Origin of the sequence: Mycobacterium kyorinense (assembly GCF_001672775.1) — a bacterium.
GTDB classification, from domain to species: domain Bacteria; phylum Actinomycetota; class Actinomycetes; order Mycobacteriales; family Mycobacteriaceae; genus Mycobacterium; species Mycobacterium kyorinense_A.
This window is the reverse complement of sequence record NZ_LZKJ01000005.1, coordinates 1-18365: the sequence shown is the minus strand read 5'-3', so window position 1 is coordinate 18365 and position 18365 is coordinate 1. Positions and strand designations below refer to the sequence as shown.

Here is an 18365-nt window from a genome sequence, read left to right as displayed (position 1 = left end):
GTTAAGGGGCGGTGCGCTGCGAACCAAATCCGAACGTACCGCTTGACGTAACCGTTACCCGTGTTTGGGATGCGGCGCGTTCTCGATGAGATTGCGGGCCCAGTTCAAGGTCCATTCGGTGGCCGACTGCCCGTCGACGTTCCAGAACTGGGTGGTGGCATACAGCGCATGGACGGGCTGGCCGGCGCCGCCGGCCAAGGTGTCCAGCGTGCTCGGCAGGTTGACGATGCTGAATGCTTCTTGCGGGGCCGCGCAGATCAGGTCGCCCTGGCCGCAGATTTCGTTGGTTCGGCCGTTGAGGTCACCGAAACCGCCGGGCCGTTCACCGGTCATCGTCAAGCCCATGGTCGACAGCACCGGCACCTCGTGCAGGGTGATCTCGGCACCCTGGCCCGGCGGATTGGGACCGACGTCCTGGCCGACGTCCTGCTGGCGGCGCCCGTCAGCGATCAACGTCACACCGAGCACCAGGTCTTCGTCGACGGGGCCGCGCCCGTTGCCGACGTCACTGGCGATGTCGCCGGCGATCACCGCCCCTTGCGAGAAGCCGATCAGCACATAGCTGGTCAGTGGGCACTTGTCGGACATGTCGGTCATCGCCTTGACGGCCGCCCGGGTGCCCTCGGCCCGGCTGTCGTTGTAGGAGATCTGGTTGTCGCCCGACAGCGGATTGTGGAACTGCGCGGTGTAGGGAACCGTGTACACCTCGACGCGGCTGGCGTCGAACTGCTCGCTGATCGGACGGGTGACGTTGAGCAGCAAGGCCTTCGGGAAGTCGACCGGGTTGAGCGGGTTGAGCTGCAACGACGACTCCCAGGTGCCGGGAATCGAGATCAACTGCACATCGGGGCAGTTGGCGTCTTGGAAGGCCGGTCGCGGCTTCTTCGGATGTGCCGACCCGCTGGACGGCGGCACGATGCTGGGTGGCACCGCGCTGGGCGGGGACTCCGGGTTGCGCAGATACATCACCACGAACACCAGCACCAGGGCCACGACAAGTGCCGTCGCGGCGGCCGCGATCAAGGCCAGGATGCGGTGGCGCTTGCGCCGCGAGTTCGCAGCCTTTTTAACAGCCATGTCTCCTGCTAGCAGAGTCGGTCGGTTGCCCGGTCGACGTGCCGTGCAAGTGGCCGTCGCACCCTGCTTTACGGTACCGGGTTACCGGCTCCGACCCTGTGGGCCGTCGGCCGCGATTAGCGAATCGCGCCGACGATGTCGCCGGACATCGCCGCCAGCTGCGCACTCCACGAACCCCAGCCGTTGTCCCCGCCCGGGAAATCGAAGTGCCCGTTGTGGCCGCCGTCGTTGCGATACATCTGGTAGAAGAACCGGCCGCTACCGGTGGCTTGCTCCGCCTGACCGATCATTGCGGCCGGATTGCTGGCTCCGCCCATCGGGTTGTACACCCAGATCCGGCTGTTGTTCTGCGCCAGCATCGAGGCGTGCACATACGGGTCGTGCCACTTCCACCGGCCCAGCTGGGGCGCGCCCCACATTCCGTAGGGATCGACACCGCCGAATTGCTGCATGCCGGCGATGATGGAACCGCCGATCGTGGTGTGCGACGGGTAGAGGAAACCCGACAACGACCCGGCGTAACCGAACCGGTCGGGGTGGAAGCAGGCCAGCGCCATCGCGCCGTATCCGCCCTGTGAGGCGCCGACGGCCGCATGGCCCCCGGGGGCCAGGCCTTTGTTGGCGGCCAGCCAGTCCGGCAGCTCACTGGACAAGAAGGTGTCCCACTGCTTGCTACCGTCCTGTTCCCAGTTGGTGTACATGCTGTAGGCGCCGCCCGCCGGCGCGACCACCGAGATGCCCTTGCCCGACAGGGTGTTCGCCGCGTTTCCCGCGTTCATCCAGTTGCTGACGTCTGGGGCGGCGTCGAAGGCGTCCAGCAGGTACACGGCGTGCGGGCCGCCGGCTATGAAGCTCACCGGGATGTCGCGGCCCATCGCGGCCGACGGCACCATGAGATTTTCGACACCCGCCGCATGCGCCGAGCCGAGGTGCGCCGCGGTGATACCGCCCAATGCGACGGTAAGCACGGCAGCGAACAGCATCCGCAGCAGCATCGACAGGCCCCTCATGTCCACCTCACTCGTGTCGCTCCACCAACCCCGCGCAGCCCCGTCCCGCAAGGTAGTGAACCACACCGGATGCGACGGGAGGGCCGGAAACGACTAACGGCGGCGACCCGAAGGTCGCCGCCGTCAGCGGTGATGATGAGCGCCTAGCCGTGGCTGCCCTGCGCAGCAACCGGCGTGCCGCCGCTGCCGCCCTGGCTGGCCGGGGTGCCCTGGCTGGACGCGCTGGACGCGGTGCCCTGAGGCGCGCTCTCGGTGGTGCTGCCACCACCGCCAGGCGTTGCGCCCAGTACGCGCTGCAGGTCGGGCTTCATCGCGTTGAGCTGCTGGCCCCAGTACTCCCAGCTGTGCGTGCCGTTCTCCGGGAAGTTGAACGTGGCGTTGTGGCCCCCGGCGGCGTTGTAGGCGTCCTGGTATTTGATGTTGCTGGTCCGCACAAAACCCTCGAGGAACTTGGCCGGCAGGTTGTCGCCACCCAGCTCCGACGGCTTGCCGTTACCGCAGTAGATCCACACCCGCGTGTTGTTCGCGACGATCTTGCCGACGTTCAGCAGCGGGTCGTTGCGCTGCCATGCCGGGTCCTCCTTGGGGCCCCACATGTCGGCCGCCTTGTAACCGCCGGCGTCACCCATGGCCAGGTTGATCAGCGACGGCCCCATCCCCTGAGACGGGTCCAGCAGCGCCGACATCGAGCCGGCGTAGATGAACTGATCCGGGTGGTAGGCCGCGAGGGTCAATGCCGACGAGCCGGCCATCGACAGGCCGATCGCGGCACCGCCGTTGGGCTTGACCTGCTGGTTGGCCTGCAGGTACTGCGGCAGCTCGCTGGTCAGGAAGGTTTCCCACTTGTAGGTCGTGCAGCCGGCCTTACCGCAGGCTGGCTTGTACCAGTCGGTGTAGAAGCTGGACTGCCCGCCGACGGGCATGACCACCGACAAGCCGGACTGGTAGTACCACTCAAAGGCCGGGGTCTCGATGTCCCAGCCGTTGAAGTCGTCCCGCGCGCGCATGCCGTCGAGCAGGTAGATCGCCGGAGAGTTGGCTCCGCCGCTCTGGAACTGGACCTTGATCTCGCGACCCATCGCTGCCGACGGCACCTGCAGGTAATCGACCGGCAGACCCGGCCGGGAGAACGCCCCCGCGGTCGCGGAGCTGCCGACGACGCCGATCAGCCCCGGCAGCAGCGCTGCCCCGGCGGCGCCGACAACGAGGCGGCGCGGCATCCCCTTGACCGCGCCGCGAAGTCTGTCAACAAGCTTCATCCGTGCTTTCCTCATCCTTGGTTGGCCCATATTCGGGTCGAACTGCATGCGCTAGATATGCGCTAGGTGCAACAGTGCTCGTGTAGTCAACCACATCTTGGTGCGAACTCTCTCATCGAGAGCGGCGCGAAAGCCCGCGACCGCGCGCCTTTTGGCGCCGAGAATGGGCGGGTTCCGGCGGCGTAATGAATGTGCCGACGAGGGATTTCCCGCCGGTGAGCAGTCTCATCCGGCGTTGCTGTCGGCGGCAACACTGTTGTGGTGCCGCCGCGGGACGCGAGGGGTGAAATTTTTCTGCGGAGTGCCCGCCGGGCAGCGCTCACGCCGGGGCTCACGGGCCCGTCGCCGGTAGCCCGGTGTAGGGGGCGGCGCCGGATTCGGGCACCTCGAGCCCACACCTGAGCAGTTCGTAGCGCGGGACCCGGTCGATCCGATACTTGGTGAACTCGTAGGCGTGCACGAAGTTGGACAGGAACCGGCGCGGGCCCATCGGACTGCGCACCGAATTCAGCACCGCCTGGGTCGCTGGGCAGCGCAGTGCGGCCTCGGCCTGGGTGACCCACTGGGCATCCAGGTATCCCGGAACGCCCGGATACCACTTGACCCACGGCCCGTCGGCGATCACCCAGTCCGGGAACAGGTTCTTGTCGTGGCCGATGCGGCCGTACTGCAACCGCGAGGTATGGGCAGCCAGCGGATTGGCCAATCCGATCTGGTCGAGCACCCGGATGTCCAGGCCGACGTTCATGCTCAACATGCCGAGGTTGGTGAAAAACACGGCGTGCGGGCCCTTTTGCGCTGATCCCGGCGAGGCCCCGGTTGTCGACGGCGGGATCGGCGGCACCAGGTCCCACCGGTCGTAGTCGCCGGAGGGCAGCAGCAACGCGCCTTCCGGGGTGTTGTTGAGCGCCACCAGCACCGCCCGCATCCGCGGATAGTCCAGGTAGTCAGCGGCGGTCAGCGGATGCGCATGCCCGGTGGCCTGCGCGTAGAACCGGCGTTCGTCGACGATGCCGGAGTAGGTGACCCGGGTGGCGTCGTCGCCCATTCCCGGCGAGTTCGCCGCCCACAGCGACCAGCCGGCAATCGCCAGCCACAGCGCGCTGATCGCGCCGGCCAGCCAATAACCGGTCTCCCGGGAGAACTTCGTGCCGTCGGGAAACATCACCGGGACCACGGCCACCGGCGCCAGCAGACAAATCACCGGCACCAGCAGCACCCGGCCGTGCATGAAGTCACCGCCCTGCCGGATCCAGTACAACGCCTGCAGCAACCCGCTGAACATGATGAAGGCCACGACGCCGGCCGGGCTTTGCACGGTGCGCGCCAGCCTCCCGTAGCCCGGCGGCGGTGCATGCCGAACCCACCAGGGCCGACCGCGGGTGGTCAACAGCAGCAGACCCAGTGCCAGCAACAGCAGAGCGGGGACCCACAGCGCGTAGGGCTGGTTGAAATTGGACAGATAAATCAGGCCCTGCGGCCATTTGTCGCCGGCTGCGTCTTTGGCCAGCGCGGTGCCGGGAAACAGCAGCGCGTAGTAGCCCATCCGGAAGATCTGGTAGGCCACCGGAAGCAGCCCCCCGGCCACCACGATCAGTAACCGCCGTCGCCAGCCCTGCGAGGCCACCAGCATCATGATCAACGCCAGGCCGCCGATGAGCGCCAGCTCGGGCCGGACCAGGACGCTGAGGCCCGCAACGAACGCCAGGACGCCGACGAAAACGCGGCCCGGGGGGTGTGACCGCAGCGCCTGTGACCAGCAGACCATCAGCCACCACAGCAGCCCCAGATAGGCCAGCACCAGCCCGCTTTCCAGCCCGGACGTGGCGAAATCGCGCGCCGGAGGTATCGCGATGTAGACCAGGGCACCGGCCGGCAGCATCACCGCTCGTCGGCCGAGCAGGCTCGGCGCATACAGCCGGCCCGTTCCCAGCATCAGCAGCGCCATGCCCAGCAGGCTCAGCGTCAGCGCCAGCGTCAGCGCCACGTATTCCATCCGCATCGGCCCGGCCAGCCAGCTTCCCGCATAGACCAGGTAGGTCCACACCACTGAAGTGTTGGCCTCGACCCGCTCGCCCGCGTTGAACACCGGTCCGTTGCCCGCCAGCAGGTTGCGCACCGTGCGCAACACGATCAGCCCGTCGTCGGCGATCCACCGCCGCTGCCAGGCTCCCCAGCCGAACAGCACGGTCACCACGGCGACGCTCACCCACAGGCTGACTCGTACCGTCGTGTCGTAGGGAAACGCCGGCCGGCCGGCGAGACGAGACGGGGGCGGCGCTAGCCGAACGCAACAGCGGCACCAACGGTTCCGATCCACGCCAGCGCAAGCAGCTGTAACACCCGATCGCGCAACGCGATATCTTCGGGTTCCCCGGCCAGCCCCCCGTCGACGTCGACGGCATAGCGCAGCACCGCGATCGTGAACGGGACCATCGACACTGCGAACCAGGTGCCCGAGTAGCGGTCGCGCTCGAACGCCCACAGCCCGTAACACACCACCAGCGCGGTCGCCGACATCGTCCACACGAACCGCAGATAGGTGCTGGTATAGCTCTCCAGCGATTTGCGGATTTTGGCACCCGTGCGCTCGGCCAACTGCAGTTCGGCATAGCGCTTGCCCGCCACCATGAACAGCGACCCGAACGCCGCCATCAGCAAAAACCATTGCGACAGATAGATATCGGCTGCCGCGCCGCCGGCAATGGCGCGGATCAGATACGCCGAGGAGACGATGCAGAGGTCGATCACGGCTTGGTGCTTGAGCCCGAAGCAATACGCCAACTGCATGCCGATGTAGACCGCCATCACCACGGCCAGGTTCGGGGCCTGCCACCAAGCGATCGCCAGCGAAGCCGTACCGAGTATCGCGGCGATGACGTAGGCCAGCCACTCGGGCACCACACCGGCGGCGATCGGCCGGAACCGCTTGGTCGGATGCTCGCGGTCGGCCTCGACATCGCGGACGTCGTTGATCAGGTAGACCGACGAGGCCGCCAAGCAGAACACCACGAATGCGACGGCCTCCTGGCGCGCCACCTCGGCGTAGTCATAGTGGACGTCGGTGCCCAAGGCGGCCACCGGCGCCGCCAGCACCAAGATGTTCTTCACCCATTGCCGCGGGCGGATCGCCTTGACGACGCCGACGATCAGGTTGGCCGGAGGCCCGGTCACGGGCACCACGTCCTCACTCATTGGGCACCCCACCTTTGAGCCGGCCGTCGACTCGCATCGCGACCGCTGCGACGGCGGCGCCGACACCCACGCCGACGGCCACGTCGCTGGGATAGTGCACCCCCAGAAGCATCCGCGACAACGCCATCGGTGGCACCAGCAAGGCCGGTAGCGGCGAGCCGGTGGCGCGGGCCAGCAGGATGGCCGCCGCCGTGGTGGATGTGGCGTGCGCGGACGGGAAGCTCAGCCGGCTCGGGGTGCCGACGTTCACCGCGACCGCCGGATGATCCGGGCGGGTGCGTCGTGCCAGCCGCTTGATCAGGACCGCCGCCGCGTGCGCGGCGAAGGCCCCGGCCCCCACCCGCAGCCATGCTCGCCGCCGCTGCGGCTGCAGGACGGCGCCGAGCGCTGAGACGGCCAGCCAGCCGATGCTGTGCTCACCGAAATGGGACAGTCCTCGCGCCGCGCTCAGCATCCCCGGCTGATCGGCCAACATCGATTGGACGGCCACCAAGACGGCCAGTTCGCCACGCGGCGCGGCCGTGTCAGCCACGAGGTCAGCCATCGCGGGGCACGCTGCCTGCCGCGTGTTTGGGGGCCTGGGGGGACGGCCCGCTGGCGGCGAACAGCACCGTCTCCCACTTCTGCTTGCTGGTCAGCACCGGCAAGGCTTCGCGGTAGACGCGGCGCATCTCGTCGAACCGACTGGCCAGCCGGCGCTGACGGCGCAGCGACTGCCACAGCAAACTGAACATCTTGGCCCGGTCGCGCTGACGGTAGACCACGCCGCGCCCGTCGGCGGTTGTGACGGTGGCGCCGTCGAGTGTGCACAGCTTGAACCACCGCGCGTCTTGGGTCGGCACGTTCAGCTGCGGACGCTGGTGGTGACGGGGGTCGGCCTTGGTGAGGTTGTGCAGCGTTCCGCGGGCCAGTCGATAGCTGATCGCCAGGGGGTTCACCGGCGGTTTCATATGAGTGTTCTTGCGTGACGGCGCCGGCAATTCGCTGGCCGCCGGCAACACCACTGCATCCGGATAGGCCTTACGCAGGCGGTGCACGTCCGGTAGCGCGGATTCCAGGATCGAGAAGATGTGCTCTGGGCCGGCCAGAAAGTCGTCGATCGCCTTGTTCTGAATCGCGACCGTCGAGTATTCCAGGCAGGCAAGGTGTTTCAGTGTTGCTTTCAGGTGGCTGCGCAACAGTCCGATGATGTCGCCGTCCCAGTGCATGGCCGCGACCACCAATCGGTTACGCAGATGGAAGTAGGCCTGCCAGTCGATGGCGTCGTCCTTGTCGCTCCACGCCATGTGCCAGATCGCGGCGCCGGGCAACGTGGCGGTGGGGTATCCGTGCTCGGCGGCCCGCAAGCCGTAGTCGGCGTCGTCCCATTTGATGAAAAGCGGCAACGGTTGGCCCAGTTCTTCGGCGACCTGCCGCGGGATCATGCACGTCCACCAGCCGTTGAAGTCGGCGTCGATGCGTCGGTGCAGCAGATTGCTGCGAATGTTCTTGTCGCTCAAGGCATATTCGGCGAAGTCGTGGTCATATTCCGCGTGCGGCGCCGCGGTCCACATGAACTTCGACCGGTCGACGACCTCACCCATGATGTGCAGGTGGGACGGCTCTTGCAGATTGAGCATCTGGCCGCCCACCAACATCGGCGACTTGGCGAAGCGGTGCAGCGCCAGGACCCGCAAGATGGTGTCGGGTTCGATGCGGATGTCATCGTCCATGAACAGGATCTGCTGACAGTCAGTGTTCTTCAGCGCCTCGTACATCACCCGGCTGTATCCGCCAGACCCACCCAGGTTGGGCTGGTCATGGATCGAAAGCCGGTTGCCCAGTGCGGCGGCAGCCTCGGCGAAATCCGGGTGGTCGCGCACCTTCGCAGTGCCTTGGTCAGGCACGATCACGGCGCCGATAACGTTGTCTACCAACGGATCCGAGGTGAGTTCGCGCAGCGCGTTGACGCAGTCGGCGGGCCGGTTGAAAGTCGGGATACCGACTGCGATGTTGGCCACGCCCGGCGCCGCCATCGGTGCATACCAGCCGGCGTTGTGCAGCGTGACTTCGCTGTCGGTGGTGATGTCGAACCAGACCCAGCCGCCGTCCTCGAAGGGCTGCAGACCGATCTCGAATTCGAGCACCGCCGGCTGGTCTGCGCCGCTGGTAAATCCGCGTCCCTCGACGAAAATCCGGGCTCCGGTGGCCTTGGTCCGATACATGTCGACGCGCCCAGCGCCGGTCAGCTCAGCGCGTAGCACCACCGACGTCAGCGTCGTCCAGCGCCGCCAGTAGCTGGCCGGAAAAGCGTTGAAATAGCTGGCGAACGACACCTGGGACTCGCTGCCGATCTGCAGCGAGGTGCGCGTCGCCGCGTGTGCGCGCCGCGCGTTGGTCGTCGACTCCTCCAGGTAGAGCTTGCGCACGTCGAGCGGTTCGCCCGGGCGCGGCAAGATGATACGGGCCAGTAGGCTCACGGCTTGTTCACTCATCCGCGGATGCTTTCCTGTAACGGCAGGCCGTCACGCAGGTGCGGCGCAAGAACGTTGTCGTACATGTTCAGCGCGCTGGCAATGGCCATGTGCATGTCCAGATATTGGTAGGTGCCCAGCCGCCCGCCGAAAAGCACTTTCGACGAAGCAGTCTCGGCTTTGGCCCTGGCGCGATACGCGGTCAGCAGGGCGCGATCGGCCTCGGTGTTGATCGGATAGTAGGGCTCGTCGTCGTCGTCCGCGAACCGCGAGTACTCCCGCATAATCACCGTCTTGTCGGTCGGGTAGTCGCGCTCTGGATGGAAGTGGCGGAATTCGTGGATACGCGTGTACGGCACGTCCAGATCGTTGTAGTTCATTACCGGCGTGCCCTGGAAATCTCCGGTCGGCAGTACCTCGACCTCGAAATCTAATGTGCGCCAACCTAAGTGGCCCTCGGCGTAGTCGAAGTAGCGGTCCAGTGGTCCGGTGTAGACGACCGGCGCCTCCGGGTTGGCAGCGCGCAACTCGTCGCGGACGTCGAACCAGTCAGTGTCCAGGCGCACCTCGATGCGCTCGTCGGCGGCCATGGTTTGCAGCCACGCGGTGTAGCCGTCGACTGGCAGCCCCTCATAGGTGTCGTTGAAGTAGCGGTTGTCGAAGGTATAGCGCACCGGCAAGCGGGTGATGTTGGCCGCGGGCAGCTCCTTGGGATCGGTTTGCCACTGCTTGGCGGTATAGCCCTTGACGAAGGCCTCGTAAAGCGGGCGCCCGATCAACGAGATCGCCTTTTCCTCGAGGTTCTGCGCGTCGGCGGTGTCGATTTCGGCGGCTTGCTGCGCGATCAGCTCACGCGCCTGGTCAGGGGTGAAGTAACGGCCGAAGAACTGGGAGACCAGGCCCAGGCCCATCGGGAACTGGTAGGCCTGGCCGTCGTGCAACGCGAACACCCGGTGCTGGTAACCGGTGAACTCGGTGAACTGCCGGACGTAGTCCCACACCCGCTTGTTGGACGTGTGGAACAGGTGTGCGCCGTACTTGTGCACCTCGATGCCAGTCTGCGACTCCGGTTCGGAGTAGGCGTTGCCGCCGATATGTGGGCGTTTCTCGACGACCAAGACGCGCTTGTCGAGTTGGGTGGCCACACGCTCGGCAATCGTCAGGCCGAAGAACCCGGAGCCGACGACAAAGAGGTCGAAACGAGAAGTCATCGGTTGCCTAGGGTATCCGACTGCGCGGCCCCAGCCCGCTACGCGCCACCGGGAGAGCCGAGTTGAAGGCGATATTCGTCGAGCGCCGAGCGCAATAGCAAGCCCCAGATGGCCAAACAGCGCCCCTGAGGTGACGAATGTCGCGATTGGTTCACGATTCGATATCGCCACACTAATCCCACTAGTCACATCCGTACCATCGATCACGTGGCCTGATGTTCAGGCTCCATGTCGCACTTCACGGGCATGACACCGACGACCATGCAGTCCAGATTGAGGAGACTTCCGTGCCGAACCGACGTCGACGCAGGCTCTCGACGGCTATGAGCGCAGTCGCCGCTCTGGCGGTCGCAAGTCCTATTGCTTATGTCACTGTCTGCCAATTAGCGGCCGATTCCAAGGCGGCGCCCGAGCATCACGAGTTCGTGCAGGCGGCTGTCATGACGGATCTGCCCAACGAGTTGATGTCAGCCCTGACCCAAGGGCTTTCACAGTTCGGGATCAATATGCCGCCGGTGCCGAGCTTGGGCGGTAGTCCCGCGGCGGTCTCACCGGGCCTGACGAGCCCCGGCCTGACCAGTCCTGGGTTGACCAGTCCCGGCTTGACCAGCCCCGGCTTGACCAGCCCCGGTTTGACTACGCCGGGCCTGACCGCGCCGGGTGCGACTCCGGGTCTGACTACCCCGGGTCTGACGGCGCCGGGTGCAACCCCGGGTCTGACCACGCCGGGTCTGACGGCGCCGGGTGCAACCCCGGGTCTGACCACGCCGGGCCTGACCGATCCGAGTCTGACCAACCCCGCCCTGACGACTCCGGGGCTGACCAACCCGGCCGGTTTGACGCCCGGGCTGACCAGTCCCGCGGGTATCGATCCGTCGTTGACCAGCCCGGACGCCACGCTACCGGGGCTGACCACACCTGGAGAGGTGCCGATCAGCGCACCGGTCGGATTAGATCCGGGCCTCGGCGGCACATACCCGATCCTCGGCGATCCGTCGTTGGGCGCCGCGCCGGCGGCCGCATCGGGCGGTAGCGGCGGCATCGTCAACGACATGATGAGCGCCGCCAACCAGTTGGGCGCCAGCCAGGCCATCGACCTGATCAAGGGACTGGTGATGCCATCGATCAGCCAGGCGATGCAGGGCGCCGCGCCGGCTGCCGCCGCTGCCGCACCGGCCGCCGCAGTGCCAGCGCCAACTCCTTAACGGAGTTCAGAGGCTAAGGACCTGCCCCCTGACGGCACCGCAGAGTGAGCTCCGCGTTCGCGGCAAGACTCTGCGGTGCCGTTACCAAGCGGGCTAAGTTCGTCGGCTCCGGGACCGTGTCGCATCACAAGCAACATAGGTCACATAAGTAACATCGGCTCGTGCCGCTCCGCCGCCGTCCGCCGAGCATGCTGTTCACCGCGATCGCGACAACGGCTGTCATCCTGCCGTGGGCAGCGGCCCAGACCCGGCATCCTGAGGATCACCCGTCGGGGCCGGGCGACACGCACCTGAGTCAGCAGCCACTGGTCGGCGTCGGCGGCGGCGTCACGATCCGCGAAATCAGCCAGCGCACACCATTTTCGATGGTGGCGCTCACTGGCGGAGACCTGACCGGAACCTCTGCACGAGTGCGCGCCAGGCACGCAGACGGTTCCTGGGGTCGCTGGTATGACACCGAGACGCTGGGGCCCGATGGCGCTGACGGGGCCTCGCCGCATGTCGCGCGCGGCACCGAACCGGTTTTCGTCGGCACCACAACCACCGTGCAGATCGCGGTCAGCCGACCGGCCGGCGCGCCGGTGACCACACCGCCACCAAGTACGACGGCCGTCAAGCCCGATCTCGGTTACCGTCCGGCGACGGCTGAACAACCGATGCCGCAAAATCTCTCCGCGATCCTGATCGCGCCGCCGCAGGCACCCGCCGATCCGCAGTGGACGCCGCCGACGGCGGTCATCGCGCCGGGCCAGCCACCCAACGTCATCGGCCGCTCGCAATGGGGCGCCGACGACGTGGTGCGATGCCACAACCCGCCGTACCACGATCGGCTGCATGCAAGCGTCGTACACCACACCGCCGAGAGCAACGATTACGAGCCGGAGGACTCGGCCCGGATCGTCCAGGCGATCTACGCGTACCACACCAGAATGTTGGGCTGGTGCGACATCGCCTACAACGCGCTGGTCGACAAATACGGGCAAGTATTCGAGGGGCGGGCCGGTGGGCTGACCGGGCCGGTGACCGGCGATCACACCGGTGGCTTCAACCGCGGCACCTGGGGCGTGGCGATGATCGGCAACTTCGACGACGTGCCGCCGACACCGATTCAGTTGCGCACCACCGGCAGACTGCTCGGCTGGCGGCTCGGCCTGGACCACGTCGACCCGTTGGGAACGGTGACGCTGACATCGGCCGGCGGGGCCAACACGCATTTCCCGGCCGGGGCGACGCCCACCCTGCCGACCATCTTCAGTCATCGCGACGTCAGCAACACCGACTGTCCGGGGCACCTCGCCTACCCGCTGATGCCCGAAATACGCAATACCGCTGCGCGGTTCAACGATCCGCCCGGGCCTGCTGACTTGGCGGCAGCGCTGGAAGGCGGCGCAATCCACGCCCGATGGCAGGAGATGGGCGGCGCGAACGGTGCGTTGGGGGCCCCGACGTCGCCAGAAGCCGTCGCCGCCGGCTCCGCGCGCTATGCGACTTTCGACCACGGCGCCATGTACTGGTCGCCGGAAACCGGCGCGCAACCGGTCACCGGCGCCATCTACGAGGCCTGGGCCTCGCTGGGCTATGAGCGAGGCGCGCTAGGTCTGCCGACCAGCGCGGAGATTCAAGAACCGCTGTGGATCAAACAGAACTTCCAGCACGGCACGTTGAACTTCGACCGGGAGGATGGCCGCATCACCCGGGTCATCGACGGCGTCGCCGAGCTACTGCCGCCGGCGTCGCCGGGCGGCCCGCCGGTGCAACTCGAGCGGTTCTCGCCGCTGGTCGGCTAGACCGGTTACAGCCACCACCGTTCCAATACGCGCGCCACGCCATCGTCGGTGTTGGGCGCCGTGACCTCGTTGGCGGCGGCCATGACTTCGGGGTGCGCGTTACCCATCGCGACCCCGTGGCCGGCACGCAGCAGCATCGGCACGTCGTTGGGCATATCCCCGAAAGCCACCACATCGTCGTCGGTGATGCCCAGTGGGCGAGCGAGCTCGTCGATGCCGGTGGCTTTGCTGATGCCGGGCGGGACGATCTCGATCAGGCCATTGTTGGTGGAGTACGTGATATCACCCCCGCTGCGCAGGTGGCTGGCCAGTTCGGCTGCCATGTCCTCGCTGCGGGCACCGGCCTTGCGGATCAACAATTTGACGGCGGGCGCGCTGAGCAGATCCTCGATGGACACTTCGGTGTTGTCGGGGTTGAGCCAGGCGTGCTCGTAGCCTGGCGAGCTGATGAATTGTGGGGTCGCGGTGTCATGGGCCCGGCTGCCGATCCTCTCGACGGCCAGTCCAGCCCCCGGGATGGCGCGAGTGGCGATCTCGGCCAGCTCACCCAGCAGATCCACGGACAGGGTGCGGGCCGACACCACGCGGTCTGTCGCAGGGTCGTAGATGACGGCGCCGTTGGCGCACACGGCCATCGGGGCGAATCCCAGCGCATCGACCACCGGTTTGACCCAGCGCGGCGGACGTCCGGTGGCCAAGACGAACTGCGCACCGGCGGCGATGGCGGCATGCACCGCCTCCCGCGTCCGCGGGGTGATGGTGTCTGCGTTGTCGACCAGGGTGCCGTCCACGTCGCAGGCGATGAGTGCCGGCAGGGTCATGGGCGGATCCCGCCTTTCCCGGCATGGGGCCTCACCGGTGGCTCGTGCCCTGTTTGCGTGCCCGCTCGACCAGTTCGGCTATCCGCAGCTGCTTGGAATGCTCCGGTGTCGGTGCGCTGCCACCCAGTCGTCGCGGCACCCAGAACTGCCCCTCCGGATGCGGGTAGTCCTCCTGCGCCCGGTAGAGCATTGTGTTCATCACTTTCCGCAGTGTGGTGTTGAGCTGGTCGACGTCGCCTGACGGCGCCAGCGGAGTGCCCGCAGTGACGGTGATCGGGATCTTGTTGCGGAACAGGTTCTTTGGGTGATCCTTGGGCCATATCCGGTGTGCGCCCCAGACGATCAGCGGAATGATCGGCACCTGTGCGGCCAACGCCAACCGGGCCGCCCCGGTCTTGAACGGCCGGAGTTCGAAGCTGCGGCTGATCGTGGCCTCGGGATGCAGCCCGACGAGTTCGCCCCGTTTCAGTTCCTGCACGGCCACCGCGTAGGCGTCCGAGCCGTGCCGGCGGTCCACCGGGATCAGCTTGGCGTGGCGGATCACGTAGTTGACCGCCGGAACATCCTGCATTTCGGCTTTGATCATGAACCTCAGCCGACGTCGCCGTTGGAGTGCGGCCAGCGACGCCGGCATCCAGTCCACGTAGCTGGTGTGGTTGAGGGCGATCACGGCACCGCCACGGGCTGGGATGTTCTCGAGCCCGTGGTAGGTGATCTTGGTTCCGTTTGCGGCGACCACCGGCGGGACGATCATTTCCATCAACCGGAAAAAGGGTTCTGCCATCGCTTCCTCCTTCAGCCCGCCGCGGGCAAGCACCGCGAGCGGGCTGGTCTGCTCGCCGGTTTCATCGGTCAGGTTCCGCACGCTTGCGCGCCCGCTCGGCCAGTTCGGCCTCCTCGAGCACCCGGGCTTCGGCCAACGTCGGGGCACCACCACCCAGCCGCCGCGGCACCCAGTACGCGCCCTCGGGATGTGGATAGTCCTCCTGTACTCGGTGCAGCACCGCAGTCATCTCGTCGCGCAAGTCGGATTCGAGCGCCTCGATGTCGCCGCTCGGTACCAGCGGCCGGCCGGCCGCCACTGTGATGGGGATCTTTTTGCGGCCGAGGTTTCTGGGCTGGTCTTTTGTCCAGATCCGCTGGACACCCCACACCACGAGCGGAACGATCGGCACCTGCGCCTCCAGCGCCATCCGGGCGGCACCGGTCTTGAATTCCTTGAGCTCGAAGCTGCGGCTGATCGTGGCCTCCGGATACACCCCGACCACTTCGCCCTCACGGAGCCGTTGGACGGCGACCGCGTACGCATCGGCTCCCGCGCCGCGATCCACCGGGATGGTCTTGGTGTGCTTGATCAGGAAATTGACCGACTTCACCCGCTGCATCTCGGCTTTGATCATGTACCGCATGCGCCGCCCGCGGTAATGCACCGCGAGGCCGGCCGGCAGGAAGTCGACGTAGCTGGTGTGGTTGATGGCGATTACCGCACCGCCGGTCTGCGGAATGTTCTCCAGTCCCTGGTAGGTGATCGGGCTACCCACCGCCTTGACCAGAGCTTTCGCGGTGATCTCGAGTGTGCGGAATACCGGTTCCATGCAGCTACTCCGGTGCCGCCTCCGAATCGGAAGCCTGCCGGCCGGGCTTGGCAGCGGCACGCCGCGAGGCTTCTTCAGCGTCCAACCGGGCGGCCTCTGCCAGCGTGGGTGCGCCGCCGCCCAGCCGGTGCGGGACCCAGTATTCGCCCGCGGGATGTGGACCGTAGGAGTCTTGCACCCGCTCCAGCAGGTGCTGCATGCGTGAATGCAGCAGCACGGTCAGGTCCGGCGCCGGCAGTGTCGGCATGATCGGTTCACCGACCGCCACCGTGATCGGCACCTTTGGCCGCAGCAGCTTTTTGGGATGGTCTTTGGTCCAGATCCGTTGGGCGCCCCACACGATGTGCGGGACGATCGGCACATTGGCCGCAATGGCCATCCGGGCGGCACCGGACTTGAGCTCCTTGATCTCGAAGCTGCGGCTAATCGTCGCCTCCGGGTAGACACCGACCAGCTCGCCGGCCCGCAACGCGGCGACCGCCGCCTCAAAGGAGGCGGCGCCACTTTCGCGATCCACCGGAATGTGCCGGCAGCCGCGCATGATCGGCCCGGACATCCGGTGGTCGAACACCTCCTGCTTGGCCATGAATCGCACCTTGCGCCCACGATGCTGCTTATAGGCGGGCAGACCCGCGAAGGTGAAGTCGAAATAGCTGGTGTGGTTGATGGCCACAACGGCCCCCCCGGTCTCGGGCAGGTGCTCCACCCCGGTGACGGTGAACCGCAACCCCTGCAATCGCCACGTCAAGCGGGCAAGCTGAATCACAGTCCCGTACACCGGTTCCACCCCACCAACCCTAGTGTTTTGCCGCTGCGAGGGTGCGCGGGCAGCCCACACACCGCCGATCGCCGCTGCGCCCGGCTCCGCCGCGCTTGCGATCGCCGCTGGTTGTCGGGCGGCGACCCGTCCCCCGCAAGCGGGAGGTGCCCCCAGCGCCCGGCTCCGCGCGCTTGCGATCGCCGCTAAGCTCGGGGCGGCACCATCCGCTCGTCGAAAGGGTTTAGTGCAGGTCACCAGCGTCGGTCATGCCGGCTTTCGGATCGAGACGCAGGCGGGCAGCATCCTGTGCGACCCGTGGGTCAACCCGGCCTACTTCGGGTCGTGGTTCCCGTTCCCCGACAACAGAGGGTTGGATTGGGACGTCCTGGGCGATTGCGACTACCTCTACGTCTCGCACCTGCACAAAGACCACTTCGACGCCAGGCTGCTCAGTCGCCACGTCAACAAAGACGCTGTGGTGTTGTTGCCCGACTATCCGGTGCCCGACCTACGTGACGAGCTGGCCAAGCTCGGATTTCACCGGTTCTTTGAAACCACCGATTCGGTCAAGCATCAGGTCAGCGGGCCAAAGGGCGAGCTGGAAGTCATGGTCATCGCCCTGCGCGCTCCGGCCGACGGCCCGATCGGAGACTCTGCGCTGGTGGTTTCGGATGGTGTCACGACAGTCTTCAATATGAATGACGCCCGGCCGGTGGACCTCGATGCGCTGCATTCGGAGTTCGGCCATGTCGACGTGCACATGCTGCAGTACTCCGGCGCGATCTGGTATCCGATGGTCTACGACATGCCCGCCCGCGCCAAAGAGGCATTCGGCACCCAGAAGCGACAACGCCAAATGGACCGTGCCCGCGCATACATCGCACAGGTGGACGCCACCTGGGTGATCCCATCAGCGGGCCCACCCTGCTTTCTGGATCCCGAATTGCGCGATTTCAACGACGACCGCGGTGACCCGGCCAATATCTTTCCCGACCAGATGGTGTTCCTCGACCAGATGAAGGCGCATGGTCACGACCGGGGCCTGCTGATGATGCCCGGCTCCACCGCCGATTTTTCTGGCGTACAGCTGAACTCATTGCAACACCCGGTGGCTGACGAACGGGTCGAGGCGATCTTCACCACAGACAAAGCGGCGTATATCGCCGACTATGCCGAACGGATGGCGCCGGTGTTGGCTGCCGAGAAGGCAAGTTGGGCACCGGCTACCGGCGAGTCGTTGCTGGAGCCGCTGCGCAGTGTGTTCGAGCCGATCATGCTGGCCAGTAACGAAATCTGCGACGGTATCGGTTATCCCGTCGAGTTGGTACTCGGCCCGGAGACCGTGGTCGTCGACTTTCCCAAACGCACTGTGCGGGAACCCATTCCCGAGGAAAAGTTCCGGTACGGGTTCGCGATCCCGCCGGAATTGGTCCGCACTGTGCTGCGCGACGACGAGCCCGACTGGGTCAACACGATCTTCTTGTCCACCCGGTTTCGCGCCTGGCGGGTTGGTGGCTACAACGAATACCTGTACACGTTCTTCAAATGCCTGACCGATGAGCGGATCGCCTACGCCGACGGCTGGTTCGCCGAGACCCACGACGACACCGCGACGATCACCCTGGATGGCTGGCAGATGCAGCGACGCTGCCCGCATCTGAAAGCCGACTTGTCTAAATTCGGTGTGGTGGAAGGCAATACCCTGACCTGTAACCTGCACGGCTGGCAGTGGAACCTGGAGAACGGCCGCTGCCTCACCGCGCGCGGTCACGAGCTTCGGTGTGAGCGGCAGTGACGTCTCCGCAGCATTACGACGACGGCCTGGTAGCCGCGGATCCTGTCTAGCGCAATGACCTTCGAGGTGCCCGAAGGAAAATGATAGCGCCGCAAGGTGATCGCGGTGCGGTCCAACTGGACCAGGCCGTCGTCGTAATGCTGCGGAGACGTCACTGCCGCTCACACCGAAGCTCGTGACCGCGCGCGGTGAGGCAG

15 protein-coding genes and 1 pseudogene are annotated in these 18365 nt (G+C 66.3%); 3 read left to right on the top strand and 13 right to left on the bottom strand.

Annotated features, from left to right (window positions below; translation table 11 throughout):
- Positions 1–54: 54 nt before the first annotated feature.
- The 8 genes from A5707_RS00250 to glf form a co-directional block, all read right to left on the bottom strand.
- Positions 55–1077: a cutinase family protein gene (locus A5707_RS00250; protein WP_065012526.1), complete on the bottom strand. Its 1023-nt coding sequence runs from the start codon at positions 1075–1077 to the stop codon at positions 55–57.
- Between the two features lie 116 nt (positions 1078–1193).
- Positions 1194–2087: an esterase family protein gene (locus A5707_RS00245; RefSeq protein WP_065012525.1), complete on the bottom strand. Its 894-nt coding sequence runs from the start codon at positions 2085–2087 to the stop codon at positions 1194–1196.
- A 143-nt stretch (positions 2088–2230) separates the two neighbouring features.
- Positions 2231–3346, bottom strand: coding sequence for a diacylglycerol acyltransferase/mycolyltransferase Ag85A (ag85A, locus tag A5707_RS00240; protein WP_065012524.1), 1116 nt, complete (start codon positions 3344–3346; stop codon positions 2231–2233).
- A gap of 331 nt (positions 3347–3677) precedes the next feature.
- Positions 3678–5666 (bottom strand): flagellar motor control protein ZomB, encoded by a 1989-nt coding sequence (zomB, locus tag A5707_RS00235; RefSeq protein ID WP_331713106.1) that lies wholly within the window; start codon positions 5664–5666, stop codon positions 3678–3680.
- Positions 5627–6541 (bottom strand): decaprenyl-phosphate phosphoribosyltransferase, encoded by a 915-nt coding sequence (locus A5707_RS00230; RefSeq protein ID WP_065012523.1) that lies wholly within the window; start codon positions 6539–6541, stop codon positions 5627–5629. The genes zomB and A5707_RS00230 overlap by 40 nt, the downstream gene beginning before the upstream one ends.
- Positions 6534–7085 carry a phosphatase PAP2 family protein gene (locus tag A5707_RS00225; protein ID WP_197495200.1) on the bottom strand — a complete coding sequence of 184 codons (552 nt, stop codon included), beginning with the start codon at positions 7083–7085 and terminating at the stop codon, positions 6534–6536. Before A5707_RS00225 ends, A5707_RS00230 begins: the two co-directional genes overlap by 8 nt.
- A complete protein-coding gene (locus A5707_RS00220) occupies positions 7078–9015 on the bottom strand; it encodes a glycosyltransferase (RefSeq protein ID WP_065012522.1) in 1938 nt (645 codons plus the stop codon). Before A5707_RS00220 ends, A5707_RS00225 begins: the two co-directional genes overlap by 8 nt.
- Positions 9012–10205 (bottom strand): UDP-galactopyranose mutase, encoded by a 1194-nt coding sequence (glf, locus tag A5707_RS00215; RefSeq protein ID WP_065012521.1) that lies wholly within the window; start codon positions 10203–10205, stop codon positions 9012–9014. The genes A5707_RS00220 and glf overlap by 4 nt, the downstream gene beginning before the upstream one ends.
- A 287-nt stretch (positions 10206–10492) precedes the next feature.
- Between glf and A5707_RS00210 the strand changes: the two genes are divergently transcribed.
- Positions 10493–11410, top strand: coding sequence for a hypothetical protein (locus tag A5707_RS00210; RefSeq protein WP_065012539.1), 918 nt, complete (start codon positions 10493–10495; stop codon positions 11408–11410).
- A 161-nt stretch (positions 11411–11571) separates the two neighbouring features.
- Positions 11572–13197, top strand: a complete 1626-nt coding sequence (locus A5707_RS00205) for an N-acetylmuramoyl-L-alanine amidase (protein ID WP_156657366.1) — start codon at positions 11572–11574, stop codon at positions 13195–13197.
- 5 nt (positions 13198–13202) lie between these two features.
- Here the strand turns inward: A5707_RS00205 and A5707_RS00200 are convergent, their stop codons facing one another.
- The 4 genes from A5707_RS00200 to A5707_RS00185 all read right to left on the bottom strand — a co-directional run bounded on the left by A5707_RS00200 (position 13203) and on the right by A5707_RS00185 (position 16400).
- Positions 13203–14018, bottom strand: a complete 816-nt coding sequence (locus tag A5707_RS00200; RefSeq protein WP_065012519.1) for a Cof-type HAD-IIB family hydrolase — start codon at positions 14016–14018, stop codon at positions 13203–13205.
- Between the two features lie 31 nt (positions 14019–14049).
- Positions 14050–14802 carry a lysophospholipid acyltransferase family protein gene (locus A5707_RS00195; RefSeq protein ID WP_065012538.1) on the bottom strand — a complete coding sequence of 251 codons (753 nt, stop codon included), beginning with the start codon at positions 14800–14802 and terminating at the stop codon, positions 14050–14052.
- A 61-nt stretch (positions 14803–14863) separates the two neighbouring features.
- Positions 14864–15613 carry a lysophospholipid acyltransferase family protein gene (locus tag A5707_RS00190; protein ID WP_065012518.1) on the bottom strand — a complete coding sequence of 250 codons (750 nt, stop codon included), beginning with the start codon at positions 15611–15613 and terminating at the stop codon, positions 14864–14866.
- 4 nt (positions 15614–15617) lie between these two features.
- Complete coding sequence (locus A5707_RS00185) at positions 15618–16400, bottom strand: lysophospholipid acyltransferase family protein (protein ID WP_065012517.1); 783 nt, start codon at positions 16398–16400, stop codon at positions 15618–15620.
- A gap of 217 nt (positions 16401–16617) precedes the next feature.
- Between A5707_RS00185 and A5707_RS00180 the strand changes: the two genes are divergently transcribed.
- Positions 16618–18168 (top strand): MBL fold metallo-hydrolase, encoded by a 1551-nt coding sequence (locus A5707_RS00180; protein WP_065012516.1) that lies wholly within the window; start codon positions 16618–16620, stop codon positions 18166–18168.
- A 23-nt stretch (positions 18169–18191) separates the two neighbouring features.
- Here the strand turns inward: A5707_RS00180 and A5707_RS24245 are convergent.
- A pseudogene (locus A5707_RS24245) lies at positions 18192–18323 on the bottom strand (hypothetical protein); the annotation flags it as partial.
- Positions 18324–18365 lie beyond the last annotated feature (42 nt).